This window comes from Kosakonia radicincitans DSM 16656, assembly GCF_000280495.2.
In the GTDB taxonomy this organism is placed as follows: domain Bacteria; phylum Pseudomonadota; class Gammaproteobacteria; order Enterobacterales; family Enterobacteriaceae; genus Kosakonia; species Kosakonia radicincitans.
Map to the genome: position 1 here is coordinate 1,130,344 of NZ_CP018016.1, position 18,838 is coordinate 1,149,181.

At 56.1% G+C, this 18,838-nt stretch carries 17 protein-coding genes; 8 read left to right on the forward strand and 9 right to left on the reverse strand.

What is annotated here, in order from left to right:
- Positions 1-19: 19 nt before the first annotated feature.
- Both fdhF and hypF read left to right on the forward strand, forming a co-directional pair.
- Positions 20-2,170 (forward strand): formate dehydrogenase subunit alpha, encoded by a 2,151-nt coding sequence (gene fdhF / locus Y71_RS05635; RefSeq protein WP_007370533.1) that lies wholly within the window; start codon positions 20-22, stop codon positions 2,168-2,170.
- A gap of 4 nt (positions 2,171-2,174) precedes the next feature.
- Positions 2,175-4,412, forward strand: a complete 2,238-nt coding sequence (gene hypF, locus Y71_RS05640) for a carbamoyltransferase HypF (RefSeq protein ID WP_007370534.1) — start codon at positions 2,175-2,177, stop codon at positions 4,410-4,412.
- Here the strand turns inward: hypF and norW are convergent.
- Positions 4,393-5,526: an NADH:flavorubredoxin reductase NorW gene (gene norW / locus Y71_RS05645; RefSeq protein ID WP_007370535.1), complete on the reverse strand. Its 1,134-nt coding sequence runs from the start codon at positions 5,524-5,526 to the stop codon at positions 4,393-4,395. The two genes, hypF and norW, sit on opposite strands and share 20 nt — an antisense overlap.
- Positions 5,523-6,974 (reverse strand): anaerobic nitric oxide reductase flavorubredoxin, encoded by a 1,452-nt coding sequence (gene norV, locus Y71_RS05650; protein WP_007370536.1) that lies wholly within the window; start codon positions 6,972-6,974, stop codon positions 5,523-5,525. The genes norW and norV overlap by 4 nt, the downstream gene beginning before the upstream one ends.
- A 181-nt stretch (positions 6,975-7,155) precedes the next feature.
- Between norV and norR the strand changes: the two genes are divergently transcribed.
- On the forward strand, positions 7,156-8,670 hold the full coding sequence (norR, locus tag Y71_RS05655) for a nitric oxide reductase transcriptional regulator NorR (protein WP_007370537.1): 1,515 nt from the start codon (positions 7,156-7,158) through the stop codon (positions 8,668-8,670).
- Here the strand turns inward: norR and gutQ are convergent.
- The 7 genes from gutQ to srlA form a co-directional block, all read right to left on the reverse strand.
- The gene (gene gutQ / locus Y71_RS05660; RefSeq protein ID WP_007370538.1) at positions 8,667-9,632 is read right to left on the reverse strand and encodes an arabinose-5-phosphate isomerase GutQ; all 966 of its coding nucleotides are present in this window, start codon (positions 9,630-9,632) and stop codon (positions 8,667-8,669) included. The two genes, norR and gutQ, sit on opposite strands and share 4 nt — an antisense overlap.
- Positions 9,625-10,398: a glucitol operon DNA-binding transcriptional repressor SrlR gene (srlR, locus tag Y71_RS05665; protein ID WP_007370539.1), complete on the reverse strand. Its 774-nt coding sequence runs from the start codon at positions 10,396-10,398 to the stop codon at positions 9,625-9,627. Before srlR ends, gutQ begins: the two co-directional genes overlap by 8 nt.
- A 70-nt stretch (positions 10,399-10,468) precedes the next feature.
- Positions 10,469-10,825, reverse strand: coding sequence for a transcriptional regulator GutM (gene gutM, locus Y71_RS05670; RefSeq protein ID WP_007370540.1), 357 nt, complete (start codon positions 10,823-10,825; stop codon positions 10,469-10,471).
- A 118-nt stretch (positions 10,826-10,943) separates the two neighbouring features.
- Positions 10,944-11,723, reverse strand: a complete 780-nt coding sequence (srlD, locus tag Y71_RS05675; RefSeq protein ID WP_007370541.1) for a sorbitol-6-phosphate dehydrogenase — start codon at positions 11,721-11,723, stop codon at positions 10,944-10,946.
- 17 nt (positions 11,724-11,740) lie between these two features.
- Positions 11,741-12,103 carry a PTS glucitol/sorbitol transporter subunit IIA gene (srlB, locus tag Y71_RS05680; RefSeq protein ID WP_007370542.1) on the reverse strand — a complete coding sequence of 121 codons (363 nt, stop codon included), beginning with the start codon at positions 12,101-12,103 and terminating at the stop codon, positions 11,741-11,743.
- A gap of 9 nt (positions 12,104-12,112) precedes the next feature.
- Positions 12,113-13,072, reverse strand: coding sequence for a PTS glucitol/sorbitol transporter subunit IIB (gene srlE, locus Y71_RS05685; RefSeq protein ID WP_007370543.1), 960 nt, complete (start codon positions 13,070-13,072; stop codon positions 12,113-12,115).
- The gene (srlA, locus tag Y71_RS05690; protein ID WP_007370544.1) at positions 13,069-13,629 is read right to left on the reverse strand and encodes a PTS glucitol/sorbitol transporter subunit IIC; all 561 of its coding nucleotides are present in this window, start codon (positions 13,627-13,629) and stop codon (positions 13,069-13,071) included. The genes srlE and srlA overlap by 4 nt, the downstream gene beginning before the upstream one ends.
- 273 nt (positions 13,630-13,902) lie before the next feature.
- On the opposite strand from srlA, the gene mltB reads away from it, so the two are divergent.
- From mltB to Y71_RS05715, 5 genes are all read left to right on the forward strand, one after another.
- Positions 13,903-14,985 (forward strand): lytic murein transglycosylase B, encoded by a 1,083-nt coding sequence (gene mltB / locus Y71_RS05695; RefSeq protein ID WP_007370545.1) that lies wholly within the window; start codon positions 13,903-13,905, stop codon positions 14,983-14,985.
- Positions 14,986-15,338: 353 nt separating this feature from the next.
- On the forward strand, positions 15,339-16,892 hold the full coding sequence (locus Y71_RS05700) for a BglG family transcription antiterminator (protein WP_035942092.1): 1,554 nt from the start codon (positions 15,339-15,341) through the stop codon (positions 16,890-16,892).
- A 25-nt stretch (positions 16,893-16,917) separates the two neighbouring features.
- Positions 16,918-17,388 carry a PTS sugar transporter subunit IIA gene (locus Y71_RS05705; protein WP_007370547.1) on the forward strand — a complete coding sequence of 157 codons (471 nt, stop codon included), beginning with the start codon at positions 16,918-16,920 and terminating at the stop codon, positions 17,386-17,388.
- Positions 17,389-17,407: 19 nt separating this feature from the next.
- Positions 17,408-17,722: a PTS fructose transporter subunit IIB gene (locus Y71_RS05710; RefSeq protein ID WP_007370548.1), complete on the forward strand. Its 315-nt coding sequence runs from the start codon at positions 17,408-17,410 to the stop codon at positions 17,720-17,722.
- 18 nt (positions 17,723-17,740) lie between these two features.
- The gene (locus tag Y71_RS05715; RefSeq protein WP_007370549.1) at positions 17,741-18,832 is read left to right on the forward strand and encodes a PTS fructose transporter subunit IIC; all 1,092 of its coding nucleotides are present in this window, start codon (positions 17,741-17,743) and stop codon (positions 18,830-18,832) included.
- Positions 18,833-18,838: the final 6 nt, after the last annotated feature.

Here is an 18,838-nt window from a genome sequence, read left to right on the forward strand (position 1 = left end):
TTTAACAGGTCTGTTACTGATGAAAAAAATCACAAGTGTATGCCCATACTGCGGCGCGGGCTGCAAACTGAAACTGGTTGTCGACGACGGAAAAATCATCCGCGCAGAAGCGGCCGACGGCCACACCAACCAGAATGAACTCTGCCTGAAAGGCTACTACGGCTGGGATTTCCTCAACGACACCAAACTGCTGACGCCGCGTCTTACGCAGCCGATGATCCGTTACGAAAAAGGCGGCAAATTGACCCCCGTCAGTTGGGATGAAGCGATCCGTTATACCGCAAAGCGCCTCAGTGAAATCAAAGCCAAATATGGCCCGCGCGCCATTATGACTACCGGTTCATCTCGCGGTACGGGCAATGAAACCAACTATGTGATGCAGAAATTCGCCCGTGGCGTGCTTAACACCAATAACGTCGACTGTTGCGCCCGCGTCTGCCACGGTCCATCGGTGGCGGGTTTGCAGGAAACCCTTGGCAACGGTGCGATGAGTAACTCTATCGGCGATATCGAAAACTCCAGTTGCCTGCTGGTATTTGGTTATAACTGCGCCGATTCGCACCCGATCGTCGCGCGGCGGGTGATCAAAGCCAAACAGAAAGGGGCCAAAATTATTGTTTGCGATCCGCGCCGCATTGAGACCGCGCGTATTGCCGATCAGCATCTGCAACTCAAAAACGGTTGCAATATGGCGCTGGTCAACGCTTTCGGCTATGTGCTGCTGGAAGAAGAGCTGTACGACAAAGATTATGTCGCCAGCTTTACCACCGGGCTGGATGACTATCGTGAAACGGTTAAAGACTATGCGCCGGAGGCGGTAGAGCATCTGACTGGCGTGCCGGCAAAACAGGTTCGCCAGGTAATGCGCACCTACGCGGCAGCGCCATCCGCCACCATTATGTGGGGCATGGGCGTGACGCAGTTCGGCCAGGCGGTGGATGTGGTGAAAGGGCTCTCCAGCCTGGCGCTGCTGACCGGGAATCTTGGGCGCGAAAATGTCGGCGTCGGCCCGGTGCGCGGCCAGAACAACGTGCAGGGCGCGTGCGATATGGGCGTGATCCCCAACCAGTTCCCGGGTTATCAGGATGTGGTGAACCCGGAGGTGCGGGCAAAATTTGCCAAAGCCTGGGGCATCGATCCGGCAGTGATGGATGACAAAGTCGGCGTCCGCATTACCGAAGTGCCGCATCTGGCGCTGGAAGGCAAGGTGAAAGCCTATTACATCATGGGTGAAGATCCGTTGCAGACCGAAGCGGATCTGGGGCTGGTGCGTAAAGGTTTCGAAGCGCTCGATTTTGTGGTGGTGCAGGATATCTTTATGACCAAAACCGCCGAACAAGCTGATGTGCTGCTGCCCGCCACTTCCTGGGGCGAACACGGCGGCGTCTTCACCTGCGCCGATCGTGGCTTCCAGCGTTTCGAAAAAGCCATCGAACCGAAGTATAACGTCAAACGTGACTGGGAGATCATCAGCCTGATCGCCACCGAGATGGGCTACCCGATGCACTATGACAATAACCAGCAGATCTGGGACGAACTGCGCGAGTTGTGCCCGCTGTTCTACGGCGTCACCTACGAGAAAATGGGCGACATGGGACATGTTCAGTGGCCGTGCCCGACCCTCGATCACCCTGGTACACCGTACCTGTATCAGAACAATAAGTTCGATACCCCGGACGGCAAAGGCCATCTTTTTGCCGCGCCGTGGCGTGCGCCCGCAGAGCGCCCGGATGCTGAATTCCCGCTGGTGCTTTGTACCGTGCGTGAAGTAGGCCACTACTCTTGCCGTTCTATGACAGGCAACTGTGCCGCGTTGCAAACCCTTGCCGACGAACCGGGCTTTGTGCAGATCAGCCCGGCCGACGCCGAAGCGCTGGGTGTGAAAGACCGGCAACTGGTGTGGGTGGAATCACGCCGTGGCAAAGTGATCACCCGCGCGGATGTCAACGAACGCATCAACAACGGTAGCGTTTATATGACGTACCAGTGGTGGATTGGCGCCTGTAACGAACTGACGCAGGATAATCTGGATCCGATTTCCAAAACGCCGGAAACCAAATACTGCGCCGTTCGGGTGAGTGCGATCAACGATCAGCGCTGGGCCGAGGAGTACACTCAGAGCACTTATCAACAGATGAAGAATCGCTTGCTCAACGCGGCGATGCAGTGATGCGATGACAACCAGCAACGGTGTTTGCTTACGCGTATACGGTAAAGTTCAGGGGGTGGGTTTTCGCCCCTTTGTCTGGCAACTGGCGCAGCAGCACCGTTGCAAAGGCGATGTCTGTAATGATGCACAGGGTGTCGAAGTTCGCCTGCTCGGCGATGCCGGTGATTTCGTCACCCTGTTGCAGCAACACTGCCCGCCATTGGCGCGCATCGATCGCGTCGTCAGTTCACCGTTCCACTGGCCATCGCCACCACAAGATTTCACCATCCGCCAGAGCGCGGGTGGCACGATGAATACGCAAATTGTTCCCGATGCGGCGACGTGTCCCGCCTGCCTCGCGGAGATGAACGATCCCCGCGAACGCCGCTACCGTTATCCGTTTATCAACTGCACCCATTGCGGGCCGCGCTTTACCATTATCAACGCCATGCCTTACGATCGGCCTTATACGGTGATGGCGGCGTTCCCGCTCTGCGCGGACTGCGAAGCGGAGTATCGCAGCCCCTTCGATCGTCGTTTTCACGCTCAGCCCGTCGCCTGCCCGCAGTGCGGCCCGCAGCTTGAGTGGCGCAGCGATGTCTGGCAAACCACTGGCGAAGCGGCATTGCAGGCCGCGATTTCACTCCTGAAAAGCGGAGGCGTGGTGGCTGTCAAAGGCGTGGGCGGTTTTCATCTCGCTTGCGATGCGCATAACCAGGCGGCGGTGCAGCATCTGCGCGCCTGTAAACGCCGCCCGGCAAAACCGCTGGCGGTGATGCTGCCGGATGCCGCAGGGTTACCTGCCGATGCGCTGCGTTTACTCGCCACGCCAGCCGCGCCGATTGTGCTGGTAGCGAAATCCACCGTTGACGGTTTATGCGACGCCGTGGCGCCGGGCCTGGATGAAGTGGGCGTTATGTTACCGTCCAATCCGTTGCAGCATCTGCTGGCGCAGGGTTTGCAGCGCCCGCTGGTGATGACCTCCGGCAACCTCAGCGGCAAACCGCCCGCCCTCACGAATGAACAGGCGCTGGTCGATCTGGCGGGAATTGCCGGTGGTTTTTTACTGCACAATCGCGACATTGTGCAACGCATGGATGATTCCGTGCTGCGGGCAAACGGCGAGATGCTGCGCCGCTCGCGCGGCTACGTGCCGGATGCGCTGAGCCTGCCGGAAGGGTTCAACGCCATACCGCCGCTGCTGTGTCTTGGCGCGGATATGAAAAACACCTTTTGCCTGCTGCGCGGTGAAGCGGCGGTGCCGGGTCAGCACTTTGGCGATCTCACCGATGAAGGTGTGGAAACGCAGTGGCGCAACGCGCTGCGCCTGATGCAGACGATTTACGACTTCACTCCGCAGCAACTGGTCATCGATGCGCATCCCGCTTATCGCACCAGCCAGTGGGCTCATTGCAGTGGATTGCCACTGCAAACGGTGCTGCATCACCATGCGCATGCCGCAGCGTGTCTCGGCGAGCACAACTGGCCGCTTGACGGCGGTGATGTGATTGCGCTGACCCTGGACGGGATTGGCATGGGGGAGGGCGGCGCACTGTGGGGCGGCGAATGTTTGCGCGTCAATTATCGCGAATGCGAGCACCTTGGCGGCTTACCGGCGGTGGCGTTACCGGGCGGCGATCTGGCCGCGCGGCAGCCGTGGCGCAACCTGCTGGCGCAGATGCTGGCGTTTGTGCCTGAGTGGCAACATTACCCGGAAACCGCGGTTCTCCGGCAGCAAAACTGGCCGTTGCTGGCACGCGCCATTGAGCGCGGCATCAACGCGCCGCTGTCCTCTTCCTGCGGACGTTTATTTGATGCGGTAGCTTGTGCGCTGGGCTGCGCGCCGCTGCAACTGAGTTATGAAGGCGAAGCCGCCTGCCAGCTTGAAGCGCTGGCGGCGTCCACTTCTGCGGTGGAGCACCCCGTCACGCTGCCGCTACGCGGAAACCAGCTTGATCTCGCCACCTTCTGGCGGCAGTGGCTGGGCTGGCAGGCATCACCCGCACAGCGTGCATGGGCGTTTCACGACGCGCTGGCGCAGGGGCTGGCAAGCCTTGCCCGCGAACAGGCAGAGCGACGCGGTATTCAGACACTGGTATTCAGCGGCGGCGTACTGCATAACCGCCTGCTGAAGGTACGCCTGCAAGCCTGGCTTCCTGACTTTATCCTGCTGTTCCCGCACCAGCTCCCGGCCGGTGATGGCGGAATTGCCTTCGGCCAGGGGCTGGTTGCTGCTGCGCGGACTATAGCGCCAGCGCTTTAAGCAGGGCGAAAGCCTCTTTCATGCGTTCTTCGCTGACCACAAAGGCGCGCAGTTTCTCATCGGCATCGAACCCTTTCGCCACCATGCCCTGGGGGTGGGTTGTAATCTGCCAGTTCAGATCGCGGCGGGCGGTTTCTCCGGCCAGATGCAGCGGCATCAGCGGCGTTTTTACCTTCACCAGCATGGCAGGCAGCGCCAGTTGCGCGTTGTTGCCGAGCAGGTTTTTCGCAAGCGTAATGGCGCTGAGCTGGGCGGGTTGCAGGAAAGGCAGCACCCTGCCGTTGATCTCGGCGCAGTCGCCGAGTGCATAGATCTGTGGGTTGCTGGTTTGCAGCGCCGCATTAACCACGATGCCACGGCGGGTTTCCACCCCGGCGGCTTGTACCAGCGACACTTCCGGCGACAGGCCCGTGGCGGCAATCACCACATCCGCCTCTACGCAGCGTTCGTCATCAAGCTGCGCACAAATGCCATTCGCGCTCGCCATCAGGTGTTGCAAACGGGAGGAGAGCAGCAGGCGCACACCCAGCGACGTCAGGCTATGTTGCAGGCGGCTACTGACTTCCGGCGGCATCAGCGAAGGCAGAATACTGGCGGCGTTATCCAGCAGCGTGACGGTTTTCCCGGTACGGCGAAAATCCATTGCCAGCTCGCAGCCAATCAACCCGGCACCGACAATCAGCACGCTGGCGGCATCGCGCAGCCTGTTTTCACAGGCGCGATACTCTTGCAGGCTGTTGAGCGTCAGCATGTGCTCGCGCCCCGGCAGCGGCGGAACGAAGGCTTTTGCCCCCGTCGCCAGTACCAGTTTGTCGTACTGCCACTGTTTATCGACGCTTTTCACCACCTGCGCTTCAGCATCAATGGCGGTGATAACCGTGTGCGGGAACAGTCGCAGGTTAAATTGCTCGGCAAATTCTCCCGCCGGTTGGCGCAGCAAATCATCGGCACTTTGCGCTTCGCTGATGACATGGCTGAGATCCGGTTTGTTGTACTCATCGATGCTGTCGGCGGCAATCAGCGTCAGCGGTACGGCGCTGTCGAGTTTACGGATGTTTTTCACCAGCGACCGGGCGGCGAAGCCCGATCCGATAATCACAATGCCTGCGCTCATTTTGCCTCCGTTGCCAGTTCGTCAAACACCTCTTTGCCTAAAGAACATTCCGGGCAGAGGAAGTTATCCGGTACCTCGCTCCACGGCGTTCCTGGCGCAACATCCTGCATTGGCTCGCCTTTTGCTGGATCGTAGATCCACTGGCAGACGCTGCACTGCATGCGCGGACCGAGTTCCGCAGCGGCTGCTGCGGCACAGGCACAGGCTTCCTGAGCTGCTGAGGAGGCCGGTTTTACCGCTTCCGGCAAAGGAGAGAGCGCCCACTGGCGGGCGATATCGCGCCCGTGCTGGCGGCACACTTCCAGCGCATCGATGTCCGGCCGCCATTTGGCTTTCAGGCTGACGGACATTTCAAACCCGGCATCCTGTAAGCGGGTGGAGAGACGATCTACCGCGCCGCCGCTCCAGCCGTGAGAGCCAAACGCGCTGGCGCGTTTGTTGCGAAAACGCAGGCCGGTGATCTCTTCGACCAGCCCGGCAATTTTCGGCATCATCACGTTATTCATGGTCGAGGTGCCAACCAGCACGCCTTTCGAGCGGAACACATTGGTGAGAATGTCGTTTTTATCGCTGCGGGCGACGTTAAAGATTTTCACCGCCACGCGTGGGTCAACTTCGTTAATGCCCTGCGCAATGGCGTCGGCCATCATGCGGGTGTTGTTGGACATGGTGTCGTAGAAAAGGGTGATGCGATCTTCCTGATAATCGGCCGCCCATTTCAGGTACAGTTCGACAATTTGCGTTGGGTTATCGCGCCACACCACGCCGTGCGAGGTGGCAATCATATCTACCGGCAGGTTAAAGCCGAGGATCTCGGTGATTTTCGGCGTCACCAGGCGGCTGAATGGCGTCAGGATATTCGCGTAGTAGCGCTGGCACTGTTCGAACAGCTCCGCCTGATCCACTTCATCGTTAAACAGGCGTTCGTCGCAGTAGTGCTGGCCGAAAGCGTCATTGCTGAACAGTACGGCGTCGCCGGTCAGGTAGGTCATCATGCTGTCCGGCCAGTGCAGCATCGGCGTTTCAACGAAAATCAGCTGCTTGCCGTTGCCGATATCCAGCGTGTCGCCGGTTTTCACGACGTTAAAGTTCCACTCCGGGTGATGGTGATGGCCGGTGATCGAGTCGATCGCATTCGCCGTGCAGTAGATCGGCGTATGCGGGATGTGCGACATCAACTCGGTCAGCGCACCGGCGTGATCTTCTTCGGCATGGTTAATCACGATGTAGTCGATGCTTTGCAGATCGATCTCTGCGCTCAGGTTCTGCACAAACTCGCGGCTGAATTTGTGATCGACGGTATCGATCAGCACGTTTTTGCCTTCGCGGATCAAATAGCTGTTGTAGCTGCTGCCTTTCAGCGTTTTGTATTCAGTACCGTGAAAATCACGCACTTCCCAGTCACGTTGCCCAACCCAGTGAATGTTGTTTTTTACATGAATAGCCATATCAAATGTCCTGTACTTTTTTCAGTTCGATGTATGGCTAATATCAAAGGCTATGCCAACTTTTTAATTTATTGATTTTTATCATTTTTAATGATTTTACTGAAAAAATTGCTGTCATTATGACTATGATATTTACAGTCAATATGACACCATGCATTGTCAAAAAGACAGTGAGGTAAGCATGAGTTTTTCGCTGAATGTGCTGGCAGGAATCGCCATTGAATTGCAGAGCGGTATCGGCCATGCGGATCGTTTCCAGCGGCTGATCGCCACGCTGCGCCAGGTGCTGGCGTGCGATGCCTCTGCGCTGCTGCGTTATGAGGCGCGGCAGTTTATCCCGCTGGCTATCGACGGGCTGGCGCAGGACGTACTCGGCAGGCGTTTTACGCTGGAAGGGCACCCAAGGCTGGAAGCGATTGCCCGCGCCGGGGATGTGGTGCGTTTTCCGGCCGATAGTGATTTGCCCGATCCTTATGATGGGCTGATCCCCGGCCAGGAGAGCCTGAAAGTGCACGCCTGCGTCGGGCTGCCGCTGTTTGCCGGACAGAACCTGATTGGCGCGCTGACGCTGGATGGTATGTCACCGGATCAGTTCGACACCTTCAGCGACGAAGAGCTGCGACTGATTGCGGCGCTGGCGGCAGGGGCGTTGAACAACGCGCTGCTGATTGAGCAACTGGAGAGCCAGAATATGCTGCCCGGCGCACCCGCCGCGTTTGAGCCGGTGGCGCACAGCGAAATGATTGGTTTATCGCCCGGTATGGTGGCGCTGAAAAAAGAGATCGATATTGTCGCCGCGTCCGATCTTAACGTGCTGATCAGCGGCGAAACCGGCACCGGGAAAGAGCTGGTGGCTAAGGCGATTCATGAAGGTTCCGCGCGGGCAGCCAGCCCGCTGGTTTATCTCAACTGTGCAGCGCTGCCGGAAAGCGTGGCCGAGAGTGAACTGTTCGGCCACGTGAAAGGGGCTTTTACCGGAGCCATCAGCAATCGCAGCGGCAAGTTTGAGATGGCAGATAACGGCACGCTGTTTCTTGATGAGATCGGTGAATTGTCCCTCTCATTGCAGGCCAAGCTGCTGCGGGTCTTGCAGTATGGCGATCTGCAACGTGTCGGCGACGATCGCAGCCTGCGCGTGGATGTGCGCGTGCTGGCGGCGACGAACCGCGATCTGCGAGAAGAGGTACTGGCTGGCCGTTTTCGCGCCGATCTCTATCATCGTCTTAGCGTGTTTCCGTTGTCGGTGCCGCCGCTGCGTGAACGGGGCGACGATGTGGTGCTGCTGGCGGGTTACTTCTGCGAGCAGTGCCGTCTGCGTCTGGGTCTTGGCCGGGTGGCACTCAGCCCCGGCGCACGAACGCATTTACTCAGCTACGGCTGGCCGGGCAATGTGCGCGAGCTGGAACATGCCATTCACCGCGCGGTGATTCTGGCGCGCGGGACGCGCAACAGCGACGATGTGGTGCTGGAGGCGCGACATTTTGCCCTCAGCGATGAACAGACGCCGGTGGCACAAACCGCTTCGGCGTTACCGGCGGGGCAGAATCTGCGCGATGCCACTGAGGATTTCCAGCGGGCGCTGATTGCCAGAACGCTTGAAGAGTGTGGGAGAAACTGGGCGGCCTGCGCCAGGACGCTGGAAATGGACGTCGCCAACCTGCACCGGCTGGCGAAACGTCTGGGGCTGAAGCGTTAAAGAATACCGGCCTGATAGAAATCCTGCAGGTTGATGGCGCCCACCAGAATTCCCGCGTCATCCACCACCGGGGCGGCGGCGATTTTACGCTGCATCAGGCGCTCTTTGGCATCCACTGCGCGGCTGTTGGCGTCTAAGGTGATGCCGCCGTGCGTCATCGCTTCACTGACGGCGGTGGTTAACGCGCCGCCTGCCACCAGCCAGCGACGCAGATCGCCATCGGTAAAGACGCCTTTAACCTGGCGTTGTCCATCGCAAACGGCAACCAGGCCTAAACCGGTGCGGCTTAGCTCCAGCATCGCCTCCATCACGCTGGTCGTCAGTTGCACCTGCGGGATCTGCTCCTCTTTGCGCATCAGATGATGCACTTTATTCAGCAGCCGCGCGCCGAGCGCGCCTGCCGGATGCGAGCGGGCAAAATCCTCTTCGTCAAAGCCGCGCGCCTGCATCACCGACATCGCCAGCGCGTCACCCATCATCAGCGTCGTGACGGTACTGGAGGTCGGCGCCAGATGCATCGGGCAGGCTTCACGTTCAACGGAGATATCCAGCACTGCGTCAGCGGCGAGCGCCAACGGCGAGCGCGGTTTGCCGGTCATCGCCAGCAGGGCGACGGATTTCTCCGCCAGCCGCGGTAGGATCAGATCCAACTCCTTTGCCGAACCGGAGTAGGAGATAAACAGCATCACGTCGCGGCTTTCAATCATGCCCAGATCGCCATGTAGCGCTTCCGCCGGATGAACAAAAAAAGCCGGAGTGCCGGTGCTGGCAAAGGTGGCGGCGATTTTTTTGCCGATATGACCAGACTTGCCAATGCCGGAAACAATCACTTTACCTTCGCACTTCAGCACCGTTTCGGCGGCTCGCACGAAAGCCTCTCCGAGCCTCTCCGGCAGGCGGCTTGCTTCCTGAAGCTCCAGTAACAGGGTCTGACGCCCGGCATTAATTAACGACTCACTCATGATCTTCTCCGGCAATGATCACCTCGACGCCTTTGGCTTCCAGCGCGGCGCGAACGTCTGACGGGATCCCGGCGTCGGTGATCAATTTATTGACGCTTTCCAGGCTGCACACCACGTTCGGGCTTTTGCGGCCAAACTTCGATGAGTCGGCCATCAGAATCACTTCCCGCGCGGCGTTGCACATCGCTTTGCTGACGGTGAACACTTCGTTGAAGGTGGTGACGCCCGCGTTCAGATCGATGCCGTCCGTGCCCATAAACAGCTTGTCGAAGCTGAAATGGTCAAAGGCGTTTTCCGCCAGTTGGCCGTGAAACGAGGCGGATTTTTTGCGGAAGGTGCCGCCGGGCATCAGGATGGTCTGCTCGTTATCCAGTTCCGATAACGCGTTGACGATGTGCAGGCTGTTAGTCATCACCGTGATGTTATTGAAGTGGCTGAGCAGCGGCACCATCTGCAAAACGGTGCTGCCCGCGTCGAGGATGATCGAGTCGCCGTCATGAATATAGGTGACCGCTTTTTCGGCAATCAGCCCCTTTTGTACGGTGTTGATCAGCGTTTTGTGATCGATAGGGGGATCGGCTTCGTCTTTATTGAGCACCACGCCGCCATAGGTGCGGATCACCGCGCCGGAATGCTCCAGCGCGACCAAATCCTTACGTATGGTCGTCCCTGTGGTGTCGAAGTATGCTGACAGCTCTTCAACAGAACACTTTCCCTGCTTTTGCAGATGCTCAAGAATAGCCGCCTGACGCTGACGTGGTTTCATAGGCGCTGATATCCTGCGTTACGTTGCGAAATGATAATTTCGCAAGCTAATAGCGTTCACAACGAAATTATCAATGTTTCATTTTAAGCGCTAATGATAGAGCATTCTGACAGGCTGGATCATGGGGAAAGATCACATCAGGCTCTAATTCCTCTCTTTTCACACCGATTAAATGGTTGATTTTTGCCGGGCGGGCGAAAACCGTAATGCCGCGCATCAGCAGCGTATCGCAAACGCAGTCCTGCTTATCAAAAGCGATGGCGAGAACGACGCGGGGTTTAAAGCGCCCGCCGGAGCGGCCAACGCCGACGCGTCCGCGCTGGCACAACGCGTCGAACGCCCGGTTGAACTGGCGGATTTGCCAGCCGCCAAGCGCTAGCTGGCTGAGCCAGGCGATGGCGGCGACGGTAATCAGGGCTGAAACCATTCTGTCCTCCTTTATTGTTGCGTCAGGGTAACGCCTTATCCGGCCTGCGACGTTTCGCTTTCAGACAGTACGCACAGGCCTGTAAGCAAAGCGCCATCAGATGATGGCGCATGCATTGTCAGAACATCACCTGGCCGCCGGTCACGTTAATCGACTGCCCGGTGCAGTAAGAGGCTTTCGGGCTGGCGTAAAACATCAGCACATTCAGCACGTCCTGATAGTCGCAGCCGCGTTTCAGCGGCACTTTGTCGATGTAGTACTGCTCAACCTCGTCAGCCGCAATGCCCAGTTTGCTGGCGTATTGCGGGATAAGTGACTGGAACATCGGCGATTTCAACAGGTTGCCCAGCATCAGCGAATGTACCGTAATGCCATATTCCGCCAGATCCAGCGCCAGCGACTGGGTTAAGCCGACGCCGCCGAATTTTGCCGCGCTGTAGCCGGAATTGTGTTTGCTGCCCACTTTGCCGGATTTTGAGTTGATCTGGATAATGCGCCCCTGAATACCGTCGCGAATCATCAATTTGGCGAATTCGCGTGCGCAGAGGAAATAGCCAACCAGGTTGACCTGTAGCGAGCGGTCAAAATCCCCCAGCGCAAAATCGCTGATAAAAGCCGCCTTGGCGATGCCGGCGCTGTAGACCAGCAGATCTGCACGGCCAAAAATTTCGTCCACGCCGCGCGCCAGAGCCAGCACGCTGTGTTCGCTGGTGGCATCCGCGCCAAAGCCGTAGGCCATCCCTTCGCCAAACTCGCTGTTGATCTCCTGGGCGACATTCGCCGCTTTATCACTCTGAATATCCACTACCGCCACGCGGTATCCTTCTGCGGCAAGCCCACGGCACAGGAACGCCCCGAGGGTTTGTCCTCCGCCAATGACTACGGCAACCTGTTTCATACTCTTCTCCTTACGACTTAAGCGACAAATTTCAAAATGCAGCCGGGGGCGATAGTGTCCGGCACCGGGCCTGCGACATGTACCGTTCCGGGGTATTCCGCCTGCGTTTGCCCATCAAAACGCAGGGTGATATGGCCAAGCTCACGTAAATTCTGTTCGGCGACGTCGCCAACGGCGGTGACCGGGTAATGTTGTTCGCCAAGCTCGAATTGCGCGCCGGGTAGCAGTGCGCCGCTAAGCGCACCGTGGTTATGGATAAAACAGAACTCGGCAACATCGGCGGGCGCACCTTCCCTGAATGTAATCAGCATGTTGTCACTGAGCGCATCCGCTGCGCTGTCGCCAATGCGGGTAATGGTGGTTTGATAAATAACGCTCATGACAGCTCCTTACTGATAAATGAAACCGGAAACAAACCAGGCAATCAGCACCGTTGGCGCACCGGTCAAAAAGCGGCTGACCAGCACTGAGGGCACCCCGACGCGAACCGTGTCCTGGCGGGCTTCCGCCAGCGACAAACCGACAGGGATAAAGTCGCAAGCCGCCTGTGCGTTAATGGCAAACAGCGCGGGCAGGGCGAGATGCGGTGGGATATTCCCCTGGCCAATTTGCACGCCGATCAGCACGCCAATCACCTGCGCGATCACGGCACCAGGGCCGAGAAACGGCGACAGCAGCGGGAAAGAGCAGATCAGCGCCAGCGTCACCAGACCCAACGGATGGCTGGCCAGCGGCGCCAGACCGTGGGCGATCCAGTCGCCGAGACCGGAGGCGATAATGATGCCGATTAACGCCGAGACGAAGGCCATAAACGGCAGGATGGTTTTCAGCACCGTATCGATGGTGTCGCGCCCGGCCTGGAATAGCACCGCCACTGCCGAGCCCATGCCCATACCGACTTTTGCCAATAGCCCGTCGCTCTGCTCGGTGATTTTTTTACTGCTGTCGTACTCCCGCCGGGCGGCCGGTTTGGCCGTGGCCGCTTCGCCTTGCAGATGAATGTTTTCCTCTTTCACGCCAGAGACATAGATATCTTCGAGGATGTATTGCGCCAGCGGCCCGGATTTTCCCGTTGCGTGGATGTTCACCGTCGGGATGCGCCGTTTCGGGTAGATGCCGCAGCGCAGCGTGCCGCCACAGTCAATCACCGCCACGCCGATCTCTGTTTCCGGTGGTTCGCCCTCTTTAAAACCGTCCACCGCCTGCCAGCCGGTAAGTTGCGCCAGCTTGTCAACGATGGCCGGACGTGTTCCGGCAGTGATATAGACGATTTTCTTCTCAACGCTGGCGTCGATTTCCAGCGGGCCGCCCCAACCGCCAGCGCCTTTTTCAATCACAATGTGGGTCATGATGTTGCTCCGGCGAGTTGGACATCCTGTTCAAGTTGAATCCCCATTTTCTTCTCGAAAATGGCCGTTGTGAGATCGGTAATCCAGCCACGGAAGAAGTTAGTGACCAGGCCAACCAGCAGATAGCTCACTGCCAGCGGGCCTAACGGTAAACCGAGCGTGGTCAGGCCGTTGGCAATGCCGAGATAGACAAACAGTTCGCCGGGATTAATGTGCGGAAACAGGCCGTTCATTGAGTGGCAACTGTAAGACGCCGCAGCGTAATAACTGGGTTTGTAGCGCTCCGGCATAAAGCGCCCAAGGCTTAATGTCATCGGGTTGCAGAAGACAAAAGTGCCGACGCACGGCAGCAGTAAGTAACGGGTCAGCGGATTGCCCGCGCAGCGCTGCGCGAGCTTTTCAATTCGCTGCTGACCAATAAAGTTAATCAGCGCATTCATGATTACCAGCAGGCTTATCAGCAGCGGCAGAATACCGGTCACCATGCCGGTAAAAACTTCTCCGCCTTTCTGAAACAGCCCGATGAACCATTCGGCACCATGCGTGATGGTTTCCATTGTTCTCTCCTGTAGGGTTGTCGTTTTGTTGTTTAACCGTGCGCTATCATAATCATGATGAAAGGTTGAAATGTGTTATTTAGATCTCGTTATGAAAGAAAAAATGATCATTGTGAAAGATTATGCGAAGAGCGACGCTTTTAAATGAACACGCAATGAGAAGAGAAAAAGTGGGGTGCGATCGTGCGCGCAGGCCTGATGTTGCTTCCTTGTGGATAGCCAGATGCTTTACCATACTTGCTCCTGGCTGAATTCGTTTAAAATGGATGTCCCATGTTGAAGCGTTATTACGCAGCGTTGCTGCCTGCGTTTGTTGTGCTCTGCGCCTGTAGCAGTAAACCCCAGCTTGCCGAAACCCCTCAAACCGTATCACCTAAGCCTTCCGGCGGTTTTCTGCTGGAGCCGCAGCATTCGGTAGTGATGACCGGCGGCGACTTCGCCAATAATCCGGCCGCTGAACAATTCATCGATATGATGGTGAGTAAGCACGGTTTTGACCGCCAGCAACTGCACGAAATTCTGTCGCAGGCGAAACGTCTGGACTACGTGCTGCGCCTGATGGATAAACAGGCGCCGATATACACCGGGCCGACGGGGCCGAATGGCGCCTGGCTGCGCTATCGCAAACAGTTCATTACCCCGGATAACGTGCAAAACGGCGTGGCGTTCTGGAACCAGTACGAAGATGCGCTCAATCGCGCGTGGATGGTCTATGGCGTACCGCCGGAAATCATCGTCGGCATTATTGGCGTGGAAACGCGCTGGGGCCGTGTAATGGGCAAAACCCGTATTCTGGATGGTCTGGCGACGCTGGCCTTTGCTTATCCGCGCCGCGCGCAATACTTTGCCAGCGAACTGGAAACCTTCCTGCTGATGGCGCGCGATGAGAGTGATGATCCGCTCGATTTGAAAGGTTCTTTCGCCGGAGCAATGGGTTACGGCCAGTTTATGCCTTCCTCCTATAAAGAGTTTGCCGTTGATTTTAATGGTGATGGTCACATCAACCTGTGGGATCCGGTCGATGCCATCGGCAGCGTGGCGAACTACTTCAAACAGCACGGCTGGGTGAAAGGCGATCTGGTGGCCGTTCCGGCCAACGGCCAGGCGCCGGGGCTGGAGAATGGCTTTAAAACCAACTACAGCGTCGGACAGCTGGCGGCGGCAGGTTTAACGCCGCAGCAGCCGCTGGGCAATCATCAACAGGCCAGCCTGCTGCGCCTGGATATTGGTACTGGTTATGAATACTGGTACGGGTTGCCGAACTTCTACACCATCACCCGCTATAACCACAGCACCCACTACGCGATGGCGGTCTGGCAGCTCGGCCAGGCTGTAGCGTTAGCGCGCGTGCGCTGATCCCTTCCCCTTCTGCGGGCTGTCTCTTATACACAAATCCCTGATGTGGTCGTCAGGGATTTTTTTGAACCTGACACGGGCAACGCCGGACATCCGCAAAAGAATTATCTGATTTAAAATTTTATCCTCCCCATATTTGCGAGCGCTATCACGTTAATTAGCGTGAAAAGTGTGATCTGCGCTGGAAATATCTCTTAGATTCCCCTTCTTGTCTTATTCTCTGTCCGGAAGGCAGGACACGATTTAGTATTGTCGTTATTTCAATGCCCTCTTATATTTATCATCACGGATTGCAAGTGGAGCTTATGTGTTCAGAGCTTCTTAATTATTTTTAATCTGCGTAAGGGTAAATAATGCAAATGATTACCTCGCGACAAAACAGATTATTGAAATTCCTTCTTCCACGAAGGGAATTTATTACCTTGTTAAAAATCGCTGAATACTTAAATGTTTCGGAAAAAACCATTCAACGCGATTTCCGAATGCTGGAGCCGTGGCTAGCAGAATGGAGTATTCGCATAAATAAACGTGCCGGTGCCGGGGTCATGTTAAGCGCAGATAATATAACGGACCTGTTGCATCTTGAGCAGCTACTTAGTGTGGAAGGTGACGATACCGATGGCATGATGAACAATTCCCGGCGAGTGAAAATAGCCTCACAATTATTAAGCGAAACGCCACATGAAACGTCCATCAGCAAATTGTCAGAACGCTATTTTATCAGCAATGCTTCAATCGTTAACGATCTGAAAGTGATTGAATCCTGGATTGCTCCGCTGGGATTGACGTTGATTCGTAGCCAGAGCGGAACGCATATCGAAGGCAGCGAAAGTAGTGTGCGTCAGGCAATGGCATCGCTGATTAATGGCATCATTAACCATAACGAACCGGGCAGCGTGATCTATTCCCGCCTCGACCCGGGAAGTTATAACGCGCTGGTCCATTATTTTGGCGAAGAAGACGTTTTATTCGTTCAGTCATTATTACAGGAGATGGAAAACGATCTCTGCTGGTCGCTGGGCGAGCCGTATTACGTCAATATTTTTACTCATATCCTGATCATGATGTACCGTATTACGCGCGGCAATGCGCTGCCGAAAAAGGACGATAACGCCAGCGTCTTCGATGAAAACATCTTTTCTGTTGCCAGCCGCATGATTCAGCGTATCGAAACACGCATTGCCCATCCGCTGCCGGAAGACGAAGTTTGGTTTATTTATCAATATATTATCTCTTCCGGTGTGGTCATCGAAGAGCATAACGACGTCAGCGTGATTGGCCATATGCACTCCAGCGATGAGGCCCGGCTGATTACCTGCCGGCTTATCGCAACCTTCGCCGATATGGTCGACAGTGATTTTAGCCAGGACATCGCGCTGTACGACGGGCTACTGATTCACATTAAGCCATTGATTAACCGTCTCAATTACCAGATTTGCATTCGTAACCCGCTGCTGGACGATATCAAAGGCGAGTTACAGGACGTCTGGCGGCTGACCCAGTGTGCGGTGAACCGGGTGTTCAGCGGCTGGGGCGAGCAGGCGGTATCGGAAGATGAAGTCGGCTATTTAACCGTGCATTTCCAGGCGGCGATGGAGCGACAGATTGCCCGTAAGCGCGTACTGCTGGTCTGTTCGACGGGTGTCGGAACCTCGCATCTGCTGAAAAGCCGCATTCTGCGCGCCTTCCCGGACTGGACCATCGTTGGCGTGGTTTCTGCGGGGAGCTTGCCGTCGGTACTGACAGAAGATATTGAACTGGTTGTCTCGACGATCAATCTGCCGGCCATTGCTCTGCCAGTGGTATACGTCACCGCTTTTTTTAATGACGCCGATATTAAGCGCGTGACGGAAACGATTATTACGGAAAAATTGCATCGTGCGACGTCTCTGGTCGTCGAACATTAATATCTGAATCCATGAGGTATGTTTAATGGACATAACAAAAATCCTGAATACAAATCGCGTTATTTTGAATATGAAAGCTACGAATAAAACGGAGGCGATTGAGGAATTAACCGATCTTTTACAAAAAGATGGCGCTATTAGTTGCCGGGAAACGTTTATTCAGGATGTCTGGCAACGTGAATCAGAAGGATCGACCGGCTTCGAAAATCATATCGCGATACCCCATGGTAAATCCTCGGCGGTAGTTAATACCACCCTGGCGATTGGACGCACACACCACGATATTCCCTGGGAAACACTGGATGGCAGTAACGTGCGCTGCATTATTTTATTTGCTGTACGGCTTGAAGATCAAAATACGACGCATATTCGCCTGCTTTCTCAGGTGGCAGGTGCACTGGCGGATGAAGACATCATCGAGCAATTACTTGAAGAGAGCAGTCCACAAAAGATTATTGACTTGTTTAGTCAATATGCTGAATCCGATGTTTGCTAAATAAAAAGTGGGGTATGTTATGAATATTGTTTGTGTCGCTGCCTGTACGGCAGGAATTGCACATACGTATATTGCCCGCGAGAAGTTAATTAAAGGCGCGAAAGCGCTTGGGCATAATATTAAAATTGAAACTCAGGGCACTATCGGTACTGAAAATGAGTTGCTGGCGGAAGATATTTCCGCAGCCGACGTCGTTATTCTTGCGGTCGATGTCAAAATAAAAGGAGAAGAGCGCTTCATTAATAAACGCATCGTGCGAGTTAAAACCGAAATTGTCATTAAATCACCCGTTCAGTTTCTTGAAAAGGTCGAGAAATCATTAGCTAATGCGTGATCCTTATCTGGAGGTCACATGAGTGAAAATAAAGTTCCTGTTTCGCAGGAAATAAAAAGACATCTTTTGACGGGCATCTCGTGGATGATTCCGTTAATTGTGGCAGCGGGCATTTGTATTGCCCTCGGCCAGGTACTCGGCGGCACAAACGTTGGAGAAAAAACGGGCACCATCCCCTGGATGCTCAATCAGATTGGCGGCTGGGGAATGGGATTGATTGTACCCCTGATCAGCGCCGCCATTGCCTACTCCATTGCTGACCGTCCCGGATTCGCACCGGGCCTGATTGTTGGCTTTATCTGCGGACAGATTCATACCGGGTTTATTGGTGGGATGCTGGGTGGTTTCCTGGTGGGTTACACCGTCCTGCTGCTTAAACACTATATTCGCCTGCCGAAATCAATGCAGGGTCTGATGCCTATCATGGTGCTGCCAGTGCTGAGCACCATTATCGGCGGCCTGCTGATGATGACGCTGATCGGCAAACCCATCGCCTGGCTGCAGGAAGCGCTGATCCACATGCTGGAGTCGATGCAGGGTGGTTCACGCTTCCTGATGGGGGCCATCCTCGGTGCAATGGCGACGTTCGACTTCGGCGGCCCGGTGAACAAAACCATGTCGCTGTTCGCCGATGGGCTGCTGGTGAGTGGTGTGTACGGGCCGGAAGCGGTGAAGTTTGTCGGCTCTATCATTCCGCCGTTCGGCATTACCCTCTCGTTCCTGCTGACACGCCACAAATACACCCGCGCTGAACGTGAAGCGCTGAAAGCCGCCTTCCCGATGGGGATCTGCATGATTACCGAAGGAGTTATCCCGATTGCGGCGCGTGACCTGCTGCGCGTGGTCGGCTCCTGTGTGGTGGCCTCGGCTATTGCGGGTGGCCTGATCATGGTGTGGGGCGTGGAAAGCCCGGTGCCGCACGGTGGCATGTTCGTGGTCCCGCTGTTTACCCATCCGCTGCTGTTCTGCCTGGCGCTGGGGATCGGCACGGTTATCTGCGGCGTGATGCTGTCGCTGTGGAAGAAACCGGTGACCGAACGCGACGAAGAGTTTGACGAGCTCAGCGATAAGAAACTGAAAGACGAAGAGATCACCTTCACCCTGGAATAAACGGAG